The sequence below is a fragment of the Streptomyces endocoffeicus genome (genome assembly GCF_016741935.1).
Classification (GTDB): domain Bacteria; phylum Actinomycetota; class Actinomycetes; order Streptomycetales; family Streptomycetaceae; genus Streptomyces; species Streptomyces endocoffeicus.
Genome location: NZ_JAERRG010000052.1, coordinates 12,467 through 31,108 on the forward strand (window position 1 = coordinate 12,467; position 18,642 = coordinate 31,108).

The following is an 18,642-nucleotide window of genomic DNA, read 5'->3' on the forward strand; positions in this document are numbered from 1 at the left end:
CAACGTGGACGTTCATGCGGCCTGCTCCTCGCGTTCGACCAGGACGCCGTTCTTGAATCGTGCGCCGGCGCGGACCAGGGACACCAGGTGGGCTCCGGTGATCGCGCGCCAGCGGGACTGGGCGGATTCGACGAGCCTGAACACCATCGCGAGCGCGGCTGCCGGGCTGCCGGCGCCTCGGGTGACCTTCGTGCGTAGCTTGACGGTTGAGAATGTCGACTCGATGGGATTCGTGGTCCGCAGGTGGACCCAGTGCTCGGCCGGGAAGTCGTAGAACGCCAGCAGTTCGTCCCGGTCCTCGGTGATCTTCGCGACGGCCTTGGGCCACTTCGTGCCGTAGGTGCGGGCGAACGCCTTGATCGCCTTCTCGGCGTGAGCGCTGTCCTCCGCGTTGTACATCTCCTGCATCGCCTTCGTCGCGCCCGGCTGTGCGGACTTCGGAAGACAGTTCGCGACATTCCGGGCTTTGTGGACCCAGTAGCGCTGGTGCCGTGCGGCCGGGAACACCTCAACCAGCGCTTTCCACAGGCCCATCGCGCCGTCGCCGACCACCAGCTCGGGGTCGCGCATGCCGCGGTGGCGGCAGTCGCGCAGCAGGTCGGCCCAGGACTCGGTGGACTCCCGCAGGCCCTCGGCCAGAGCTATCAGTTCCTTGGTGCCGTCCAGGCGGACGCCGAGCAGGACCAGGACGCACGAGTGCGCTTGCCCGAGCCGCACCTTGGGGTGGGCCCCGTCGGCCCAGATGTAGACGAAGTCGCGGTCGGACAGGTCGCGGTCCTGGAAGGCGGCGTGGTCGTCGCACCGCTGCTTCGTCAGCCGGGTCACCGTCGCGGGCGAGAGCCCGGCGGTGCCGCCGAGGAACTGCTCCAGCGCCGGGACGAAGTCCCCGGACGACAGTCCGTGCAGGTAGAGCAGCGGCAGCACCTCCGAGATCTTCGGTGACTTGCGGCACCACGGCGCGAGGATCTTGGGGGAGAACCGCTTGCGCTCGCCGGTGGCCTCGTCAACGCGGCGGTCGTTGACGCGCGGCGCGGTGACCTCGACCGGCCCGGCCGCAGTGACGACGGTGCGGGGCCGATGGTGGCCGTTGCGGACGACCAGGCGCCGCCCGTGCTCGTCGGTCTCGGCGGCCAACTCGGCTATGTACTGGTTGACTTCCACCTCCAGAGCGGCGGCGAGCATGCGGCGGGCGCCTTCACGGACGATCTCGTCGATCAGGGAGCCAGACTGGGTGGAGCCGTCGTCGGTGACTACGCTGAGCACGGGCGTACCTTCCCGACCCGCGCTGTAACGCGGGCCTACTCGGAGACCTTCAAGGGATCATTCGGGAAGGTACGCCCTCCGCGTTCCTTCCGGCACCGATCCACAGGTTCCGAGCATTGCTCGACTCCGCGACCCGCGCCATCAAACGGATCTCGGCTCGGCCTTGAGGCGCCGTTCCTGGACCGGGTGCTCCCTTCGTGTCGGCCTGGCCTCCCTCGCGCGTACCAAGGACAGGGGCGGCACCGTGATCGCCGACCAGGGCGGCTGGGACTGCCTCTCCTGCTCCGCAGATCGAGAATGGCCACTCCGCCACCTGCGTTTCGGCCGCACCGGGCCGAGCAGACCACCAGGAGATCATGCCCAGCCACCTGAAGCGGCCTATGCCTGGTGCGGGGAACGGGGATGTCCAGGGACCCAGCCGCGTTCGAGTCAGCCCGCTGCGTGATGTGTCTGCTGACGACGGCCTCGCCGGATGAGCGAGCGTGGACGGGAGGAACTGCCTGTGGAGGCAACGCTCGGGCCGGCGCTGGCCGCGACCCAAGGTGGCCGGAGCTCGCGCGGTCGACGTCTGGCCGCATCGCCGCGGGCACGCGCCCGCTGCCCTTGGCCACAGGCGGCGCGACGGCTCCGGTGACCTGCGTGGCCGGCCCTGGTGACTTCTGCGGCGATGGTTCGTTAGGGCGAGGTAGTGCGGCGTGGGCCTGGAAGGCGGACGACGGGGAGGTCGTCGCGGTCCTCGTCGTCGGCGAGTGCGTCGGCCGGCAGGCGGCGGTAGCGGTGCAGGAGGGCGGCCAGCCGTTCGGGCTCGACGACGGTTGTGGCTACCAGCGCGGCCAGCAGTTCCGCGCGGGAGGTGCGTTCACCGGCTGCCGCACAGGCACGGACCAGGATGTTCAGCCTGCGGTCGACGTCCCCGGGCCAGGTCACCGAGGTCGTGCGGCGCTTTTGGTGGCACAGCAATTCCATGGCGCCCCCTCGGTGACAGTTACCCATAACGAATATATATTGCGCGTATGGTGAGGCTGCTGCAAGACCGTCAGGCATCCACCGTCCTCGAGTCCGTGCCGAGCGCGGTGCAGGTGGCGGGCCGGGTGCTGCAGCCGACGCCGGTGTTCGACACCTATTGGCGTTTCGCCTCGGCCCGGCAGGCCGTATACGAGGCCCGTCTGGCGGGCCGGAGCCGGCCGTGGACCGATGATCCGATCCTGGCCGGGCACCGGTTCACCAACTGTTACCGCGCTGCTGACCGGGTCAGCCAGGCCGTGATCGGAGAGGTGATCTACCAGGGTCACCAGGGCTGGGAGGATGTCTTCTTCCGCACCCTGCTGTTCAAGATCTTCAACAAGGAATCCACCTGGCGGCTGCTGACCCGCGAAATGGGGGAGGTGCGCTGGGAGACTTACGACTACCGCAGCTACGACCGGGTGCTGTCAGCCGCGTTCGCGCGGGGGGAACGCCTGTACTCGGCGGCCTACATCGTGCCCCCGCCCCAGTTGGGGGAGGACCGCAAGCACCGCAACCATCTGCGGCTGCTGGAGATGATGATGACCTCCGGGGCAGCGGAGCGCGTTGGGCAAGCGGCGACGATGCGCCAGGCCTACGAGGTGCTCCTCGGCTATCCGGCCATCGGCCCGTTTCTGGCGTACCAGTTCACCATCGATCTCAACTACGCGCCGCAGCTCGCGTTTTCTGAGATGGACTTCGTCGTGCCCGGGCCCGGTGCGCGCGATGGAATCCGGAAGTGCTTCGGCTCTGCCGCTGACGGTATCGAGGCGGACCTCATCCGCTACATGGCCGACTCCCAGCGTGACCACTTCGACCGTCTGCAGCTGTCCTTCGCCGGGCTGAAGGGGCGGCCGTTGCAGCTGATCGATTGCCAGAACCTGTTCTGCGAGGTCGACAAGTACGCGCGAGTTGCCCACCCGGAGATCGCCGGTATCAGCGGCCGCACGCGGATCAAGCAGGCATACCGCCTGGATGCCGCACCGCTGCGGGCCTGGTTCCCGCCGAAGTGGGGCCTGAACGCATAGTCCCTCGCGGTGCCATCGCACTGCGGGCGGCCGCTGGCCGTCTGGCTCGTTCCCGGCGGTGCGGTTGGTCAGGCCCCCAGGTCGAACAGTGGTGTGGTCAGTGTGTGCTGGAGGGTGCTGAGCTCGGACTTGGTGCAGTCCAGGCGTGCGCATCCGGCCATGACGGTCAGGGTGCCCGGCGTGAGCTGGGTGTGCCGGGCGACCCAGGCGCACAGGTGCCCCAGGGCGAGGTAGTTGCCGTAGGCGCGGTCGAACATGTAGTGGCTGCGGTAGTAGGCGGCCAGGTGCACGGTGTCGGTGGCACTGTCGAACTGGAAGGAGCAGTGGCTCAGGCAGGGGAAGTCCAGCGTCTGGGTGTCCAGGGCCGCGGCCCTGATCGGGGCCTCGGTGCCGGCGCTGGTCGGCACCATTTCTTCCTCCTGCGGGGCGTCGTCGTCTGTGACATGGGCGGTGCCGGCCTCGTAGACGGCGCTCCACTTCGCCGAGGAGCGGAGCTTGTCCAGCCGCCGGATGACTCGGGCGAGCTGGTCGACCGGTTCCGGCTTGTCGTGGGTGCCCGGGTAGGCGACGAGCCGTCCGAAGTAGGTTCCGCGCGCGTTGCGCCGTACCTCACACAGCCGGGGATACAGCGCCCGGTAGCGGCTGGTCAGTTCCTGGTGAGTGGCACATGTCGCGGCGAGCTCGACGGGAAAGAGGGTGTTGACGACTGTGTCGACGGGGTAGAGCAGCGGTTTGGTGCGCGCGGCGCGCAGCCGGTCGAGTTCGACGCGCAGGTGCGGATCCTCCTGCAGCGGATCGGTGATGCGGACGACCGTGTGGAAGGCCCGGTTTCCCGGCAGTCCGGCGAGGCGGGTGCAGGCCTCCAGCCACGCACGGGAGATGTCAGGGGCGTCGACGGTGAACGTGTGCATCGGCTCGCTCCTTGATCGGCGGGTGGGCAGGGCGCCGTGCGGTGGTGTGGGCCGTCAAGTCCAGAACTCGTCGGAGCCTTTGCGGCGGGGGGTGCGCCGGAGGCGCACGCGGAAGGTCTCCGTGCTGTCGGCCGTGGCGGTGACCGTCGTATCGGTGGCCAGGTCCTCGCTCACCCATACGGTGCGGTCCTGCTCCGGCGGGGCGGGCAGAACCGCGAGCGGCATCTGGCCGGCCGTGTCCGGCGGTGCGGGGGACAGGCCCGCGGGCAGGCCCTCGTAGCGGGTGCCGGGAATGTCCAGCAGCAGGCAGTCGCCGGCTGCCACGTGCAGTGTGGCATCGTGCGCGGCGGCCGTCAGCACGTGGACATGTGCCCGGGGCCCGAGCGGGAGGCCGTGGGCGAGTTCCGTTTTGATACTGCCGGGGGAGTGCTTGAGCCAGACCGCCTCGGTGGACCGGTCGATCATCTTCAGCCGCACCAGGTGGCGTACCGTCGTGGCGTACGGGGTGCCCAGCCAGCGGGCCATCCGGTAGACGTCCAGCGGGGATTCGGGGCGTGTGAGGCCGCAGCGGGCCAGGGCGGTGCGGGCGGCGGGACGGGGCATCAGGAACCAGGACGCGAAGGCTTCAGCCTCCTTCTCATGCTGGGGCCACCCCTCGCCCCAGCGGCCGCTGGACTGCTCCTGGTGATCGACGCTGGTGCCGTGGCCGAGGCGGTGGTGACCCAGTTCGTGCGCGGCGGTGTGCCGCATGCTCACCTCCTCCAGGCCGGTGTTGACCAGGGCCGCCGGCCCGCCGTCGGCGGCCGCCACATAGAGCCCGAGCAGACCGCCCAGCTCCTGCCCCATCACTTCCACACCGGCCTGCCGCAGCGTGCCGAAGACATCGATGTAGCCGCTGACCGGGCAGCCGAATGCCTCGTGCGCCTGGGCGGCAGCGATCATCGCGGCCCCGTGGGCGCTGTTCCAGCTCACGCCCCCCGCCCCGGGCTCTGGGCGGGGCGCGGGCCGTCCGCCTCCTCGTCCTCCGCCTGGCGGCGGGCCCGCAGATACTGGATGAACTTCGCCACCTCGATGCGGTCACCCTCGCTCAACGGTCGGCCGGTGCGCGGAAGCCCGGCCAGCGCGTGCTCGCCGGCGTCGGCCGCCTCCTCCTCGTCGAGGAAGTAGGACGCGGGGAGCCGGTACAGCCGGGCGAGCTTCTGCAGCTCCATCACCTCTACCTTGCGCACGCCGCGCTCGATGTCGCTGACCGCCGAGCGGACGATGCCGGTGCGCTCGGCGACCTGCTGCTGAGACAGCCCCAGATACTCGCGGGTCGCCTTCAGCCGCTGGCCCAGGCGGACCCGCTGCTCGGCGTCGGTGCCGGGCCGCGCACTGCCGTTCATCGCTGTTGCTCCTTCGCCTGCATGGTGTCGTACACGGTCTCGGCGAACGCCCACACCGAACGCAGAGAGCGTCCCGCCTTGGCGTCGGCCGGAATGGATACCTCGAAGTGCTGCTCGACGCGCACCAGGATTTCCATGATCAACACGGAATCGATCTGCAAGTCCTGTCCTCGCGCGGCCAGTTCCTCGTAGACGTCCCGGCTTGGCCTGTTCTGATGCTCGGCCAGGAAATCGATCACGATGTCCACGATGTCCTGGACGCTCTGCGACGGCATGTTCCGCTTTTGGTCCTCTCGCTCAACTCCTGCACGGGCTGCCCGGTATGACCTACTGTAGAGCGATGTCGGGAAATCCGACAGACTTGTTGGAAGATCCTTCATGGGAGTGTGCGTGCACCTCGCCCGCTATCAGCAAGCAGCCCTCAAGACCCTCCAGCCTGCCGCCGACGGCACCGACCCGGCCCTGATCCCCCTCCTCGGCCTGGTCGGCGAGACCGCCTCCGTAGCCGCCGCCTACAAAAAACGCCTCCGTGACGGCGACGGCGCCGGACCTTCCAAACAGCAGCTGCGCGAAGAGCTCGGCGACGTCCTGTGGTACACCGCCACCCTCGCCCACCTCCTCGGCCTGGACCTCGAAGACATCGCCGCCGCCAGCCTGGAAAAAACCAAAGACCGCTCACGCGCCACCCCCGACGACGAACGCCCTCACTTCGACACCGATTACCCGCCCCACGAGCAGCTGCCCCGCCGCACCACCGTCACCTTCACCCCCACCCCGAGGGCGGATGGCCGCACCGTCATCGTCCTCACCCGCGAAGACGGCACCCCAGCCGGCGACCCACTCACCAGCGCCAGCCACATCGAAGACGGCTACCGCTTCCACGACGCCTTCCACCTCGCCCACGCCGCCGTGCTGGGCTGGTCACCCGTCAGCCGCTTCCTACTGGGCCGCAAACGCCGCAGCCGCCCCGGCATCGACGAAGCCGAAGACGGCGGCCGGGCCATCGCCATCGAAGAAGGCATCAGCGCCCTGGTCTTCGCCTACGCCAGCCGCCACCACTACTTCGAAGACGTCAGCCGCGTCGACCAGGAACTGCTCACCACCATCGACCACATGACCGCCCACCTGGAGGTCAGCGTGCTGCGCGCCGCCGACTGGGAGAAAGCCATCATGACGGGCTACGCGGCCTGGCGGCAGCTGCGCAAGCACGGCGGCGGCCGCCTCGAACTCGACCTGGACACACAGAGGCTGGTCTTCCTCGAGCCCTGATCCGCTACCGCCTGGAGACTGACGGCAGATGAGACACGGCATACCCAGGACATGCGGGTGTCAGCGGGCACAGCTCGCCAGGTACACCCGGCCGACCGCGGCCAGCTGGGCGGACCGGGCCGCGCAGAGAACTCCGTCTTCCTGCCGCCACATCCCTCCAAGCGGTCGCCGGAGGCGAGTGCCGCGCCGTGACGCTGAACACATTCCCCCCGAGGAGCGGGCGGATGCCGGCTCCGGGATGCCGTCGGTGGCAGGGCACGGGGGATGACCTGCACGTTCTGCCGGCGCACAGCGGTTGCCCACGGCGTGGACGGAACACCGGTCTGCAGTGTGATCCGACCCTGGACACGGGGCGCACGCTCCACCGAACGCAGGCGTCTGCGTGGGGTGTCGGAGGTGCGACATACCCTGATGAACGTCGCAGGAGGGCCGTTCGCGTCACGGAGGGGGAGACCGTGGCCGGCGATCTCTGCCCGGCGGGCACCCGAGCGGCAAAGGAACGTCTCTCCTTGTCGTAGGACCCAGCGGTTTCGAGGAAAGAGGGAGGAAACCCCTATGGCTCAGCTCGAAGGACGTGCCCGAGGCCATCGCCGCAGCCGCTGGAACACGGCCGGCGCTGTACCAGTCCCCACACTGGCCGACAGCCTGACCAGATACCCGGAACAGGCCCCCACCGCCCGCATCCCTGGATGGCGTGACGTCCATCTCGGGCGGCGTCGAGAGCCGTCACCAACGGCAACAGGCGATCCGACCGGAGCCCGAAGACACCGAGGTCTTCCGAAGGCCGGCAGATGAGCACGGCAACCGCTCGCGCCATACGCCCGCCGGCCCCGGCCGCGGCGGACCTTGCCGCCGCACACGGCAACAGAGTCACCGCGTTCGCCACGGCCAGGGAACGCCGCGGAACCGACCAGCCGTGCGCGTGGGAACTGGTGTCCTTGGCCGGACTCGCCCCCGAGCCCCGTGCCGCGGTCGCCTGGATCGTCGCAGAGGCGATCATGCGGGACCGCTACGGAAGGCGGACCCAGGACTTCGCCCTGTGGCGCAGCTTCGCCCTCGGCCAGATCACCACACTCGATGACCGCCAGCGCAGGCTTCTGACCACCTTCGCCACCCCTGTCTTCAAACCCCAGGCGGCCGGCGCCAAGAAACACCACGGCGTGGCAGGCCACGTCGGCGAATGGCTTTGGTACCTCCTGCACGAGGAAAGCCCGCACCCCCAGGGATGGCTGAACGCGCACCTGAGCGTGCCCAAAGTCAACGTCAACGACGGCGGAGCCGACGGGCTGATCATCCACCGCACCACGGCAGGACAGACGCCCGAACTCGTCTTCCGGCTCTGGGAGATGAAGAAGTTCACCGGCCAGGACAACTCCTTGTCCGCCACCGTCACCGGTGCCTTCCAGCAGATGAAGTCCAGCGGCGACCTGTACGTCATGTCGATCTCAGGATGGGGCGACAGAGCACTGACCAACGACCCCGAACTGGGCGACTTCGTCGCCTCCATGCTCGACCTGTGGATCGACGGCGACCAGGCCAGCGGAGCCGGCGTGAGCGTGGCCACCAATACCGCCGCCGTCCCCGACCCGCCCCGGCGCGCCTTCAGCACCGCCCACCAGCATCTGGACCACCTCAAGCATTCCGGGCAGCTCGAAGGACTCGTCATCGCCATCGACGACTTCGAAGACTTTGCCCGCCACGTACAGGAGCTGGTGTGGAGCGCACTGTAGACCCCCAGATCCTGGCCCAGGCCATGGGCATCCACGACAACAGCATCCTGCCCACCCCCGAGGCGCTGGCCACACTCATCGCCGAGGCCGAAGTCGCCGGCATCCGCGGCCACGTCGACATAGGCGACCAGATGCTGGCCACCGCCTGGTTCCTGCACGGGATCGCCGCAGCACGCGTCGGACCGCAATACGGCCCCGTCCGCCGCCGCCACGCTTTCGCCGTCAGCGCGCACCTTCTCGAGCTCGGCCTCAGTGATCCCCGCCACCAGACCAACGACCCCCCTGACGCCCAAGACGGCACCGCCGGCCCGGCAGAGCCGCGCCCGGTCGTACGGGCCCGCCGCCTTGCCATGGCCTTCGGCGCGCAGATCGGCTACCGCCGCTGCGAACAGGACCCCAATGCGACAGCCGTCTTCCGGCAGGTCGATGACCTGCTGGTCACCGAGACGGACCTGGCCGATCACCTGGACACGCTCGCCGTCGAAGCAGGCGTCGCCTTCCTGGGCATGCAGCGCCGCCGCGCCTCCCGGGTGCTGCGCCAATGGCGCACGCAGTTGCAAGGCATCGCGGCCCTGACCAGCGCGGAGAGCCTGCACGGGACCCTGTTCGGGCCGGCTGAGGCGGTCGTCGACGCCTGCTCTGGCCTCCTGGTGTATCTCACCCGCGCCGACACGGCCGCCCTGGAACGGGCACGGGGCCGTCTGCGGAGTGTCATCACCGGGGAGGCCGGCCGCTCGGACCGCTCCGCCCGCTGGGTAGCGGCCCATCTACTCGAACTCGTCGAGGATCTTCAGGCGGGAAGTCTGCAAAGTCTCCTGCCGGACGGCAGCCCGCTCGCGCTGGCCCGCGCTTTTGCCCTCTCCGACCCGCCGGTGATGACACTGTGGCCGCCCCAGCGGGACCTGCTCACCACGCTCAACCCGCTCGACCCCACCACCCGGAGACTGCTGATCAGTGTCCCCACCAGCGCGGGCAAGACCCTCATGGCCCAGCTGATCATCTGCGGCCACCTGGCCGCCCACCCCGGCGAACGCGTGCTGTACCTGTCCCCGCTGCGCAGCCTGGGCCGTGAGATGCGGCAGTCTCTGCGTGCCCGTCTCAGGCTGCTGGGACGCACTCTGGCCGCCGAAGAACCCGACTTTCCCGCCCCTGGCGTCTTCCTCGGGCCCACGGCCGGAGACGTGGACATCATGACGCCCGAACGCCTGACGCACGCACTGCGGCAGGACCCCACGGAGGCACTCGAAGACGTCGGGCTGATCGTGGTGGACGAAGCTCACCACATCCAGCAAGGCCGGCGCGGCTTCCTCCTCGAAGGCCTCCTCGCCTTCTGCCAGTCCCACCCCGCTCCGCCCCGCCTGGTCCTGCTGTCCGCCGCGGTCGGCAACCACGGACACCTCGCCGCCTGGCTGGACGACACTCAGCCACCCGAGAAAGTGGCGTTCACCCGGCAGTGGCGAGGCCCGCGCCGCCTCCACGGCGTCCTGACCCCGCACGCCTTCGAAGACCGGGCCACCCGCATCGTGCTGCCTCCGCGCGCCAACCGGACCCGCAACACCGAACGCCGTGTCCCCATGGGCCTGCGCATCAGCGTGCGCCCCACCGCAGACGGCACGCTCCACCACATGACGACGGATGCCGGCGAGCCGCTGGGGGAGCGCATCTACCGGGAGAAGACACCCGGCGACATCAGCAGCAAACTGCCTGTATCCGTGACCAACCGGGCCCTGTTCGCCTACGGTGCGGCCCACTTGGCCGACGCCGGCAGCGTCCTGGTGGTCTGCGGCACCCGCAACGACGCCAAAGCCATGGCCGAGGATGTCGCCCGGCACCTTGACCCGCATCCGCCCGCCGCGCCGCTGGCAGGCTTCCTGGCACAGACCCTCGGCGAAGACCATCCCCTCGTCGCCTGCGCTCGCCACGGTGTGGCCTACCACCACGCGCGGCTTCCCACCGAGGTCCTGCACCCCGTCGAAGAAGCCCTGCGCTCAGGCCAGCTGCAAGTGATCTGCTGCACCAGCACCCTGACCGACGGCGTCAACCTCCCCGTGCGGTCGGTGGTCATCCACGCGGACGTCGATGACGGCTTCACCACCCCCCGCCCCGGTAAGCACCCCATGTCGCCCGCTCAACTCCTCAACGCCATAGGCCGTGCAGGCCGGGCAGGGCGCGAAAGCGAAGGCTGGGTCCTCCTCGCCCGCAACAACAACCCCAAGGCGGCGGACTTCCGCCTCCTCGCCCCCAAGGCCGACAGCCTGACCGTTCTCTCGGCCCTCGGCACCCAAGAGGCCCTCGCCTCACTCGCCCAGGCCGAGGACCTCATCGCCCGCAGCGCCGACGCGATCCTGACAGTGGCAGCGAGCCAGGCCGCCGACTTCATCTCCTACGTGTGGTTCATCCTCGCCAGCTACGAGAACATCCCCACCCTCACTCACCACCATCCGCTCGACGCCCTCGACCGGCTCCTGGCCATGCGCCAGCTGAAACCCGAGCTCGCGGCCCGGTGGAAACAACTGGGCCACCACGTCGCGAACCAGTACCTCGCGACGGACACCGAGGCGCGGCGTCGCTGGACGACACCCGGGACCAGCATCGCCACCGCCCGCAACCTCGACACCTTCGCCGCCGTCCTTGCCCGGAGACTGCTGGGGGAGGACAGCCCACCCGCGGCCGGCCCCTCATCCCCGCAGGACACCCCGGACCCCTGGGCGCCGGAAACGGACCCATGGGAGGACATCGTCGACGACGCCTGGGGGCCCGTCTTCGGCACCGACCAAGCCGACGAATGGCCCCTCGAATACGCCTTGGACGTCCTGGCCCGCCACGGAGTTTTCCCCTTCCTGCTCACCCAGCCCGAAGGCAAAGACGCCTGGAGGTTCACGCAGAAGCCCGGAAGCAGAAGCGAGCCCGTCACCGTCGACGTCAACCAGGCCGTACGCGACTGGATCGGTGGACACTCCATCCCCCGCCTGGCCGCCGACTGGCTGCCGGGCCTGGAGTCGGAGTGGGCTTTGGAACAGACCGTCAGCAACATCAGCGTGACCTTCGAGCACTACCTGGCCTGGACGCTGGGCGCGCTCATCAACCTCGTCAACGCCCGCCTGGAGGAGACCGGGGCCGGCTTCCGCCTGCCCACCGCGCTCGGCTGGCACATACGCCACGGAGTCGACACTCCCCACGCCCTGCATCTGCTCAACCGCGGTATCACCTCACGCCGCCTGGCCCACCGCATCGGCCAGGCCAGCGGCTTCTACCGCCTCAAGGATCTGCGCGACCACCTGCGCGATCTCCACATCGAACGCTGGAGAGACGACTTCGGCGCCAGCCCTTATGAGATCGGCGAACTCCTGGAGTACGTGCGCCACCGCCGGTCACTGATCAATGACCTCCTCGACCATGGCTCCTGCACGTTGCGGGTTACCCTCACCGGCCCCTCACGGTGGGCGGACGAAGTCCGCATCACCGGCGCCGACAGCTCCCGGCCCGTCCCCTTGATGATCAGCGACAACGGCGAGAACGCTGCCCGGATCCCCGCCGAAGCCCACAACGATGTCCTGACCATCCTCGAGAGCGGGATCGATTTCACCCTCACCCTCACGCACGACGACCTCACCTTTCACCTCACCCACCAGACATAGAAAAAAGGGGGGCCGACGCGTGACCGGCGCGATCACCCGCACCCGCCCGGGAGCGCTACGCCGATCAGTCGCGCTCCAGCCGCTGGTGCCGGATGTACGCCGCGACGGTGTCCCGCTCAGGCTGGAACAGGCGGTGCAGATGGCTGCGAAGACCGCGGTGACCAGGTCGAGCAGGACTGTCTCCAAACGGGCGGCGTCGGCGGTGGTTCAGGACCTGGCGTCGGCGGTCAGCGTGTTGAGAAAGGCGGCAAGCAGAGCACCGGTGCCGTCCCGTCCGCTCAGAGGGCGGCCGATCACGTGGTCTACCTGCGCCGCGGGCAGCGACAGCAGCGCGCGGGGGACCTCGACGCTGACGGCTTTGACCCGGTCCTCGCGGGTGCCGATACGCGGCTCAAAGGGAGCCCAGGTGGTGTGGCTGAACAGCCCGTACGCACCGTAGGTGATGTGCCGGCCGTTGACAGCTGTTCCGACGGTGCCGCTCCGGATGAACGACAGGCGGTACCGCTCGGGGGCAGGCTGCCGAATCAGCCTCGGCGTCCGGCGTGCCACCGCGGGCTGCCACTCCGACGCATAGACGGGCACGGCACCCAGTTGCACCGCCTGCTGGAAACCGCGGAAGTGCGCGAAACGGGCACTGCTCATCTCCACTGGCGCGTGGCTGTGAGCCGCACGCTCACGCCACGCATCGAAGCGGTCGGCCCGCGGTAACTCCTCCGTGCGGAACACATCCTCGTTCACTTGGTTCCCCCCCCCCCCGCACTTCACCAACGGCACGCCGTACCGTCCGGCTGTCGTCCACGTAAACCAGAGGAAGTAAAGGCCGTGTCGTTCGGCGGGTGACAGGCGGGAAGCCTTCGAGACAGTGATGGTGGCTCCCAGACTTCCGTGCGGCCGGGAGGCGACAGCTCCTGCACCACGGATCGGAGACCGCCGCCGCTCCTATGGCCACCATGAAGGCGACCACCCGGTGACCACTGACACAGATCCGGGCCTCCGGCCGGGGACACTGCGTGGTGCGGCGTCCGACAGCGCGAGGCCGGTGTCCACGCCCAGGGGTCCCGGTACAACCTCCGGTGAGGACGGTGACGAGGAGAACGGTCTGCCGGTACCCTGTGGACCGACCTCCGAACTGATCGGGCTCAGGCCCATTCCACGCCCAGTTCGGTCAGAGCGGCGCGCTGCGGTTCGGTGAGTTTGTCCCGTCTGGATTTGGTGTTGCTCATGAATACCCCTAGCCGGACAGTCACCGCGGTGTCGTGGCCGTCGAGTGTGATCTCTTCTACGTGGCTTCTGGGGACGCGGTGATGTCCTTCGCGGGCGATGAACTGTGCGAGGGCTGCCACACTGTGCTGGAAGGCCGCTGACAGCTTCTCCGCCGTCTTCCTGCCGCTGTGGGCCTCGGGGCGGGGCCGTTCCGCGGGCGTCACGCCCAGCGCGGTCAGCCGCCGCTGCTGCTCGTCGGACAGGCCCGTCCAGTTGTTCGCTTGCTGCAGGAGCCATTTTCCCAGGTCGTCACCCTCGAACAGCACGCCGGGTGGGATATCGGGCAGGCGGCCGCCGGGCTCGTCCTCGGCGAGCTGGGCGAGGACGCGGTAGTGGCGTTGCCAGTCCAGTGGCCAGGAGCAGTCCCAGTCGGGGTCGATCGCGGTGAGCTGTGCGGCGCGGGTCTGGGCCCGTTCGGGGTTCTTGCCGAGGCTGTTCTTTCTGCGGATGTTGGCCGCTTGCTGGCCGATTGGCTGGGTTTCGGTATCGGTTTCGCCCCAGATGGCGTCCTGCCGGGGGGCGAGGTGCCCGTGGGCGTGCCAGTAGGAGCGGAAGAGGGCCAGTTTGGTCTCCCATGCCTCCTCTCCGGGTTCCCACACCATGCCGTCCTCGTTCAGGAGTTCGCGGCGCCAGGCGTCGAGGTCTCCGGCGCGGGCCGTGCGGCGCTGCTGGGCTTCCCAGCGCCCCACCGGGAACCGGCCCCCGCCGATGGCTGTTTCCGCGTCGTAGGGGGTTGCGTGGAGTCCGGTGATGGTGTTCTCTTCCCGCCAGCGCCGTCTGGCCTGGTGGCCTTCCAGCCACACCAGGCTCTCGGGCCGGTAGACCCGGGTCCGCAGGAACGCGGCGATGGTGGCCGCGTCGCGGGGGCTGGAGAAGTGCAGCAGCGCGGACTCGGCAGCACCGCCGGTGCCCTCGTCCTCCTGGTCCTCGCCCTGGCCGCCGGCCCCGACGATCCGGCCCTGTGCGTCGCGCTGGATGTGCACGCGCCGCTCCTGGCGGCTCCGGGTGAGGGCACGGGAGGCGAGCTGTTCGACCAGTTGTTCGGAGTGTGAGCGCAGGCCCTGGAGCACCGCGACCAGGGGGCGGAACGAGGCGCTGGCGACCATGTCCTGAGGGTCCTCGCCGGGCTGGAGGAAGACCGGCACGATGATCCGCGCGACCTTGGTGGAGCCATCCGGGTTCGGCCTGAGGGCGCGGCCGATGTTCTGGACGATCTCGACCTGGGAGCTACGGGTGTCGGCGAAGCAGACGGCCTCCACACCCCGTGTGCCGACGATGTCGACCCCCTGGCCCAGGACCCGAACGGAGGCGAGGAACGCTCGGTGCACCCGGCGGCCGGATGCGTCGACGCCATTGGCGAACTGGCGGATGGCCTCGCGCCGCTCGGCCACCAAGTGGTCGCCGCACAGCCACGCCGACCACACCCGGTCCGGGGGTACGTGACGGCCTTCCTCCAGCTCATGCAGCTGCGCGTCGATCGACGACTCCGGCAGTTTCTCGGCCTCGGACAGGGCTTGGCCGGACGCCTCGGTCGCGTACAGCTCGGCAGCGGTCTCGGGCAGCTTCTCCGCGAACGCCGATGCTTCCTCCACCCGCTGGTGGAACGTCATCACCGTCTTCAGGTTCCACCTGGCCGCGTGCTCCAGGAGAGCGGCCTGCAGCAGCGCCAGCCGACGCCCGCGCAGCGCCTCCTCCGACAGCCCCAGAACCGGCTGGGGGTCGCGGATCTCCAGGACGTCGATCTCGAAGCCGGCGAGGATGTTCCGCTCGACCGCCTCCGCCAGCCCGAGCTCGAAAATCCGTTCGCCGTACGTGCCGTCCGGATCGGAGATCATCGACGTGATCTCCGGCTCCTGGCCGTCCTTGCCCTTCTGCGGCCGGGGGGAGGCGAGGATGCGAGGGGTGGCGGTCATGTAGAGGCGGAAGTCGGCCGGGATGCGCGCGTTGTCGTGGATCGCCGCCCAGGGACGGGCGGCGTCCCCGGCGGTCACGTGGGCCTCGTCCACTACCGCGAGGTCGAACGGTGCCATCCGCTGTCCGTACAGCCGCTCTCCGCCCGCCAGGGCGGCCTCCAGCGGCCCGCGGACGCGTCCCTGACTCGTCAGGTCCTCCGGGTCCTCTCGGTCCACCAGAGAGGCGTAGGTAGCGAACACCACCACCGGCCCTGTCCCGGCCCACATCGCCAGCCGGATCGGATTCGTGGTCGCCCGAACCCCCAGACGCTCCAGGACCTCGTCCTTCTCCAGCGAACACACCGCGACCATGGGCCCGCTGTGGCCCACCCGGCGCCACGCCTGGGCGGACTGCACCAGCAGGTCGATCGTGTCCGCCATCACCAGGATCCGGCCGCGGGGGAAGTACTCCAGCGCGGCGACCGCGGCCGTGTAAGTCTTCCCAGACCCGGTGGCCGACACCACGGTGGCACGGGCACCGCACTCCGGAACAGATGACCTTGCAGGGAATCCAACCCACTGTCGAATCCGGGATTTTGTCTCCACCTGATGCTTGCGGAGCCGGATACCTGACATGTGAAGAATCTTCCCCGGTGATTTCTTCGAAGAATTCCGCCGCTCACTCTAGCTGCCTCGGTGATCCAGTGTGCTGTCAGCCCAAACTGGGTCGAGGGTGGGACGCAGGTCGGCCAGAGCAGTATGTGTGATCTGTACAGGGCGGGATTGAAACCGATATCTCAGTCCGGGTGATGCGCTGTCACCGGGGCATGAGCTGGTCCAGCTCTCGCACCTTCACTCTCAATCCCTGTGTCTTCGGCTCGGCTGCCAGGGATGCCGGCGGGCGTGTGGAGACCTGCACGTCCCGCAGGTGGCCGTCCTGGTCACTGTGGGGCGGCGTCCAGCACACCTCTACCCCTGCACGCTGAGCAAGGACCAGCAGCGTGGCGGTGAATCCCTCCGACAGGGCCAGGATGACGGCGTGAGGCGTGCGTTGGTGGTACTCCAGAACAGCGTGGGCGAAGGCACCGAGTGCAACGGGGTCGATCTGGCACTCGTCGTTGTCCATGGGACCCAGGCCCGACGGGAGACCGAGTTCTGCCTCGAACACGGCCGTCTGCCGCAGGAACAGCCGAGCCGCCCCGTTGGAGGGATTCCACAGCGACTCCTCGCCCATGGTGAAGTACTGGCTCATCGGCCCTCCATCCGCAAGCTCCGCCCGGGGCCATGGCCGTTGCCATCGCCGAACGCGGCTACGTCTTCCCAGCGCCGGCATCACCGCAGTCCTCGTCACCTGCGCCTGGAGCTGAACCAGGACCTCACAAGGCGATCGGCCGATACGCCAGGGCCTGAGCGACTACTTCATCAGCCGAGAGCTCTCCATCCGGCGGCGGCCAGAAGATCAAGCCGCTGGTATGCCCAGTCGGGCATCCCAGGGCCCGGTCGAGCAGGTCCAGCCAGCTGTCCACCTCGTCTTCGGAGGCGTAGTCCGCATCCATGATCCGCTGCACGAGCGCAACCGCCTCGGCCCGGCTCATCTCCATGTCCCCCATCAAGCCCCTCCCGTCGAGGACACCGCAACGAAACCCATGATCGGTCAGGGGACAAGTCCTGACGGACGGGGCCTCCACGCGGATCTCGGCGACCGCAGCATCGACGTACGGGGCCATACCCAGCCGCCCGGTCCCCTCTGCTACGGTCTCACCGCCGCAGAGACGGCCGCTCTGCGGGCGTGGGCCGGGGACTGGGTCGACGATCTTGCTAGGCGCCTCCACGACGAGGCCATGGACGACTGAGCACGGTGGTCGGGGAGACCTGGCGGGAATGCCCGCCAGCCCGTCCCGTTCCTCCCTGGCTGCCCGGCAGGCGGGTTCGCCGATTCCGTACCGCAAATGCGAGGCCGATGATGACCACGCCTTGGCCGCCCCGACGTCCCGCGCGTCGCCGCGCCCCGCGAGCCGGTCGACCTCGCCCGCATCGGCCGCCGTGCGAAGGGCATGGACGCCGACGCCGTCGCACGCGCCCTCGAGGACACCCGGTTCGATGCACCCCAGGACTCGCGGAGTGGAAACGCATCGCCCCGCTGCTCGCCGCCGCCGTGCGGGGACAGCGGAGAGAGTCTCAGCCATCAGCGCACGCGGCCGGGCCGTACCTCCGTTGCCCTGAGGAAGTCCAAGAAGGATGACCAGGCAGCTGGCCGAAGGGCCAGGCATCCGCGGTCCGGGTCTTTTGAGTCTCGGACGAGTACCAAGTCGGGCTGGTTGTCGGATACTTCGACGCAAGTGTCGGACTTTGTGTAGGAGCTGGTTCGCCACTTCGGCTTTGTTGTCAAGGTCGTAGTCTCCTAGGCGGTGGGCATCCGGTCATAGTGCTGAATTGCGGCGAGGATGAGGTCCCGGAGTGCGGTTCCGTAGACGGCTGACTGTCTCAGGAGGGCGAACGCCTTGGCGTAGAGCTCGATCTCTCGGGGTTGGGAGACGGAGAACTCTGCCGAATAGGTCTCGACCTGGACCAGCCGGTCATCGAACATCGAGAACGAGTTGCCCGGCCATATGGAGGTGGGCGCGGACCTCGGGAGGATACCCAGGCTCAGCCGGGGGAGCCTCATGACAGCCAGGAGGCGGTCAAGCTGCCCCTTCATGATCTCAGGGCCTCCGAAGTTGGTGTACAGCGCCTGCTCGCCGAGCAGCACGGTGAAGATCCGGTCGCCCCGGTAGAGATACTGCTGACGTTCAAGCCGCTTGGCCGTGGCGGCTTCCGCATCGTCGGGGATCTCGTAGTAGCTGACGACCTGCTTGAAGGTCTCAGACGCGTACTCCGCCGTCTGAAGAGTCCCCCACACGACCGTAGGGTGCCAGATGCGGAAGACCTTGGTCTTGGCGTAGACCTGAAGGCCCTGTTTCTGTCGCTGCTCTGCGCCGGTCTGGAGTAGGCGGCGCCACTCCAGCCACAGTTCGTCGACGTGGCGGACGATGGCGATGAGGTCGCCTACGTGGTCGTTCTGGCCTGTTTTATCGCACCAGACACGGATGTCTTCCTCGGTGGGGCGCTGTTTGCCATTCTCGATGCGGGAGACTTTTGACTCCTGCCAGGCGGTGGCACGCGCGAATGCCCGGCCGCTTGCGAATCCGGCATCCTTGCGGAAGCCGCGCAGCCGGGCACCCAGCGCATGCAGTGCCTCTTCTACTTGCGTGCTCACAGGTG

General features: G+C 68.7%; 16 protein-coding genes. 4 read left to right on the plus strand and 12 right to left on the minus strand.

All coding sequences use genetic code 11. From position 1 onward, the window contains the following. Positions 1–12: 12 nt before the first annotated feature. The gene (locus tag JK364_RS50575) at positions 13–1,263 is read right to left on the minus strand and encodes an IS256 family transposase (protein WP_201858244.1); all 1,251 of its coding nucleotides are present in this window, start codon (positions 1,261–1,263) and stop codon (positions 13–15) included. Positions 1,264–1,938: 675 nt separating this feature from the next. Beyond that, entirely contained in the window at positions 1,939–2,229 is a 291-nt protein-coding gene (locus JK364_RS50580) for a hypothetical protein (protein WP_201858245.1), read from the minus strand. 47 nt (positions 2,230–2,276) lie between these two features. On the opposite strand from JK364_RS50580, the gene JK364_RS50585 reads away from it, so the two are divergent. Further along, on the plus strand, positions 2,277–3,293 hold the full coding sequence (locus JK364_RS50585) for a nucleotide kinase domain-containing protein (protein WP_201858246.1): 1,017 nt from the start codon (positions 2,277–2,279) through the stop codon (positions 3,291–3,293). Positions 3,294–3,361: 68 nt separating this feature from the next. Here the strand turns inward: JK364_RS50585 and JK364_RS50590 are convergent, their stop codons facing one another. From JK364_RS50590 to JK364_RS50605, 4 genes are read right to left on the minus strand one after another with little or no spacing between them, the layout of a single operon-like run. Next, entirely contained in the window at positions 3,362–4,204 is an 843-nt protein-coding gene (locus JK364_RS50590) for a thymidylate synthase family protein (RefSeq protein ID WP_201858247.1), read from the minus strand. A 54-nt stretch (positions 4,205–4,258) separates the two neighbouring features. Then, complete coding sequence (locus JK364_RS50595) at positions 4,259–5,176, minus strand: ImmA/IrrE family metallo-endopeptidase (protein WP_201858248.1); 918 nt, start codon at positions 5,174–5,176, stop codon at positions 4,259–4,261. After that, the gene (locus JK364_RS50600) at positions 5,173–5,589 is read right to left on the minus strand and encodes a helix-turn-helix domain-containing protein (protein WP_201858249.1); all 417 of its coding nucleotides are present in this window, start codon (positions 5,587–5,589) and stop codon (positions 5,173–5,175) included. Before JK364_RS50600 ends, JK364_RS50595 begins: the two co-directional genes overlap by 4 nt. Then, complete coding sequence (locus JK364_RS50605; protein WP_201858250.1) at positions 5,586–5,864, minus strand: phosphopantetheine-binding protein; 279 nt, start codon at positions 5,862–5,864, stop codon at positions 5,586–5,588. Before JK364_RS50605 ends, JK364_RS50600 begins: the two co-directional genes overlap by 4 nt. 103 nt (positions 5,865–5,967) lie before the next feature. Between JK364_RS50605 and JK364_RS50610 the strand changes: the two genes are divergently transcribed. From JK364_RS50610 to JK364_RS50620, 3 genes are all read left to right on the plus strand, one after another. Then, positions 5,968–6,858 carry a nucleoside triphosphate pyrophosphohydrolase family protein gene (locus JK364_RS50610; RefSeq protein ID WP_201858251.1) on the plus strand — a complete coding sequence of 297 codons (891 nt, stop codon included), beginning with the start codon at positions 5,968–5,970 and terminating at the stop codon, positions 6,856–6,858. A 791-nt stretch (positions 6,859–7,649) separates the two neighbouring features. Then, the gene (locus JK364_RS50615; protein ID WP_201858252.1) at positions 7,650–8,588 is read left to right on the plus strand and encodes a hypothetical protein; all 939 of its coding nucleotides are present in this window, start codon (positions 7,650–7,652) and stop codon (positions 8,586–8,588) included. Then, positions 8,573–12,226, plus strand: coding sequence for a DEAD/DEAH box helicase (locus JK364_RS50620; protein WP_201858253.1), 3,654 nt, complete (start codon positions 8,573–8,575; stop codon positions 12,224–12,226). The genes JK364_RS50615 and JK364_RS50620 overlap by 16 nt, the downstream gene beginning before the upstream one ends. A 207-nt stretch (positions 12,227–12,433) precedes the next feature. Here the strand turns inward: JK364_RS50620 and JK364_RS50625 are convergent, their stop codons facing one another. The 6 genes from JK364_RS50625 to JK364_RS50650 form a co-directional block, all read right to left on the minus strand. Next, a complete protein-coding gene (locus tag JK364_RS50625; RefSeq protein ID WP_201858254.1) occupies positions 12,434–12,964 on the minus strand; it encodes an AraC-like ligand-binding domain-containing protein in 531 nt (176 codons plus the stop codon). Positions 12,965–13,365: 401 nt separating this feature from the next. Next, complete coding sequence (locus JK364_RS50630) at positions 13,366–16,017, minus strand: DEAD/DEAH box helicase (protein ID WP_201858255.1); 2,652 nt, start codon at positions 16,015–16,017, stop codon at positions 13,366–13,368. A gap of 181 nt (positions 16,018–16,198) precedes the next feature. Further along, positions 16,199–16,633 (minus strand): DUF6086 family protein, encoded by a 435-nt coding sequence (locus JK364_RS50635; RefSeq protein WP_201858256.1) that lies wholly within the window; start codon positions 16,631–16,633, stop codon positions 16,199–16,201. Between the two features lie 124 nt (positions 16,634–16,757). Beyond that, entirely contained in the window at positions 16,758–16,982 is a 225-nt protein-coding gene (locus JK364_RS50640) for a bacteriocin immunity protein (RefSeq protein WP_372462092.1), read from the minus strand. Between the two features lie 584 nt (positions 16,983–17,566). Beyond that, positions 17,567–17,770 carry a DUF397 domain-containing protein gene (locus tag JK364_RS50645; protein WP_201858258.1) on the minus strand — a complete coding sequence of 68 codons (204 nt, stop codon included), beginning with the start codon at positions 17,768–17,770 and terminating at the stop codon, positions 17,567–17,569. Between the two features lie 12 nt (positions 17,771–17,782). Next, positions 17,783–18,637 (minus strand): helix-turn-helix domain-containing protein, encoded by an 855-nt coding sequence (locus JK364_RS50650; RefSeq protein ID WP_201858259.1) that lies wholly within the window; start codon positions 18,635–18,637, stop codon positions 17,783–17,785. Positions 18,638–18,642 lie beyond the last annotated feature (5 nt).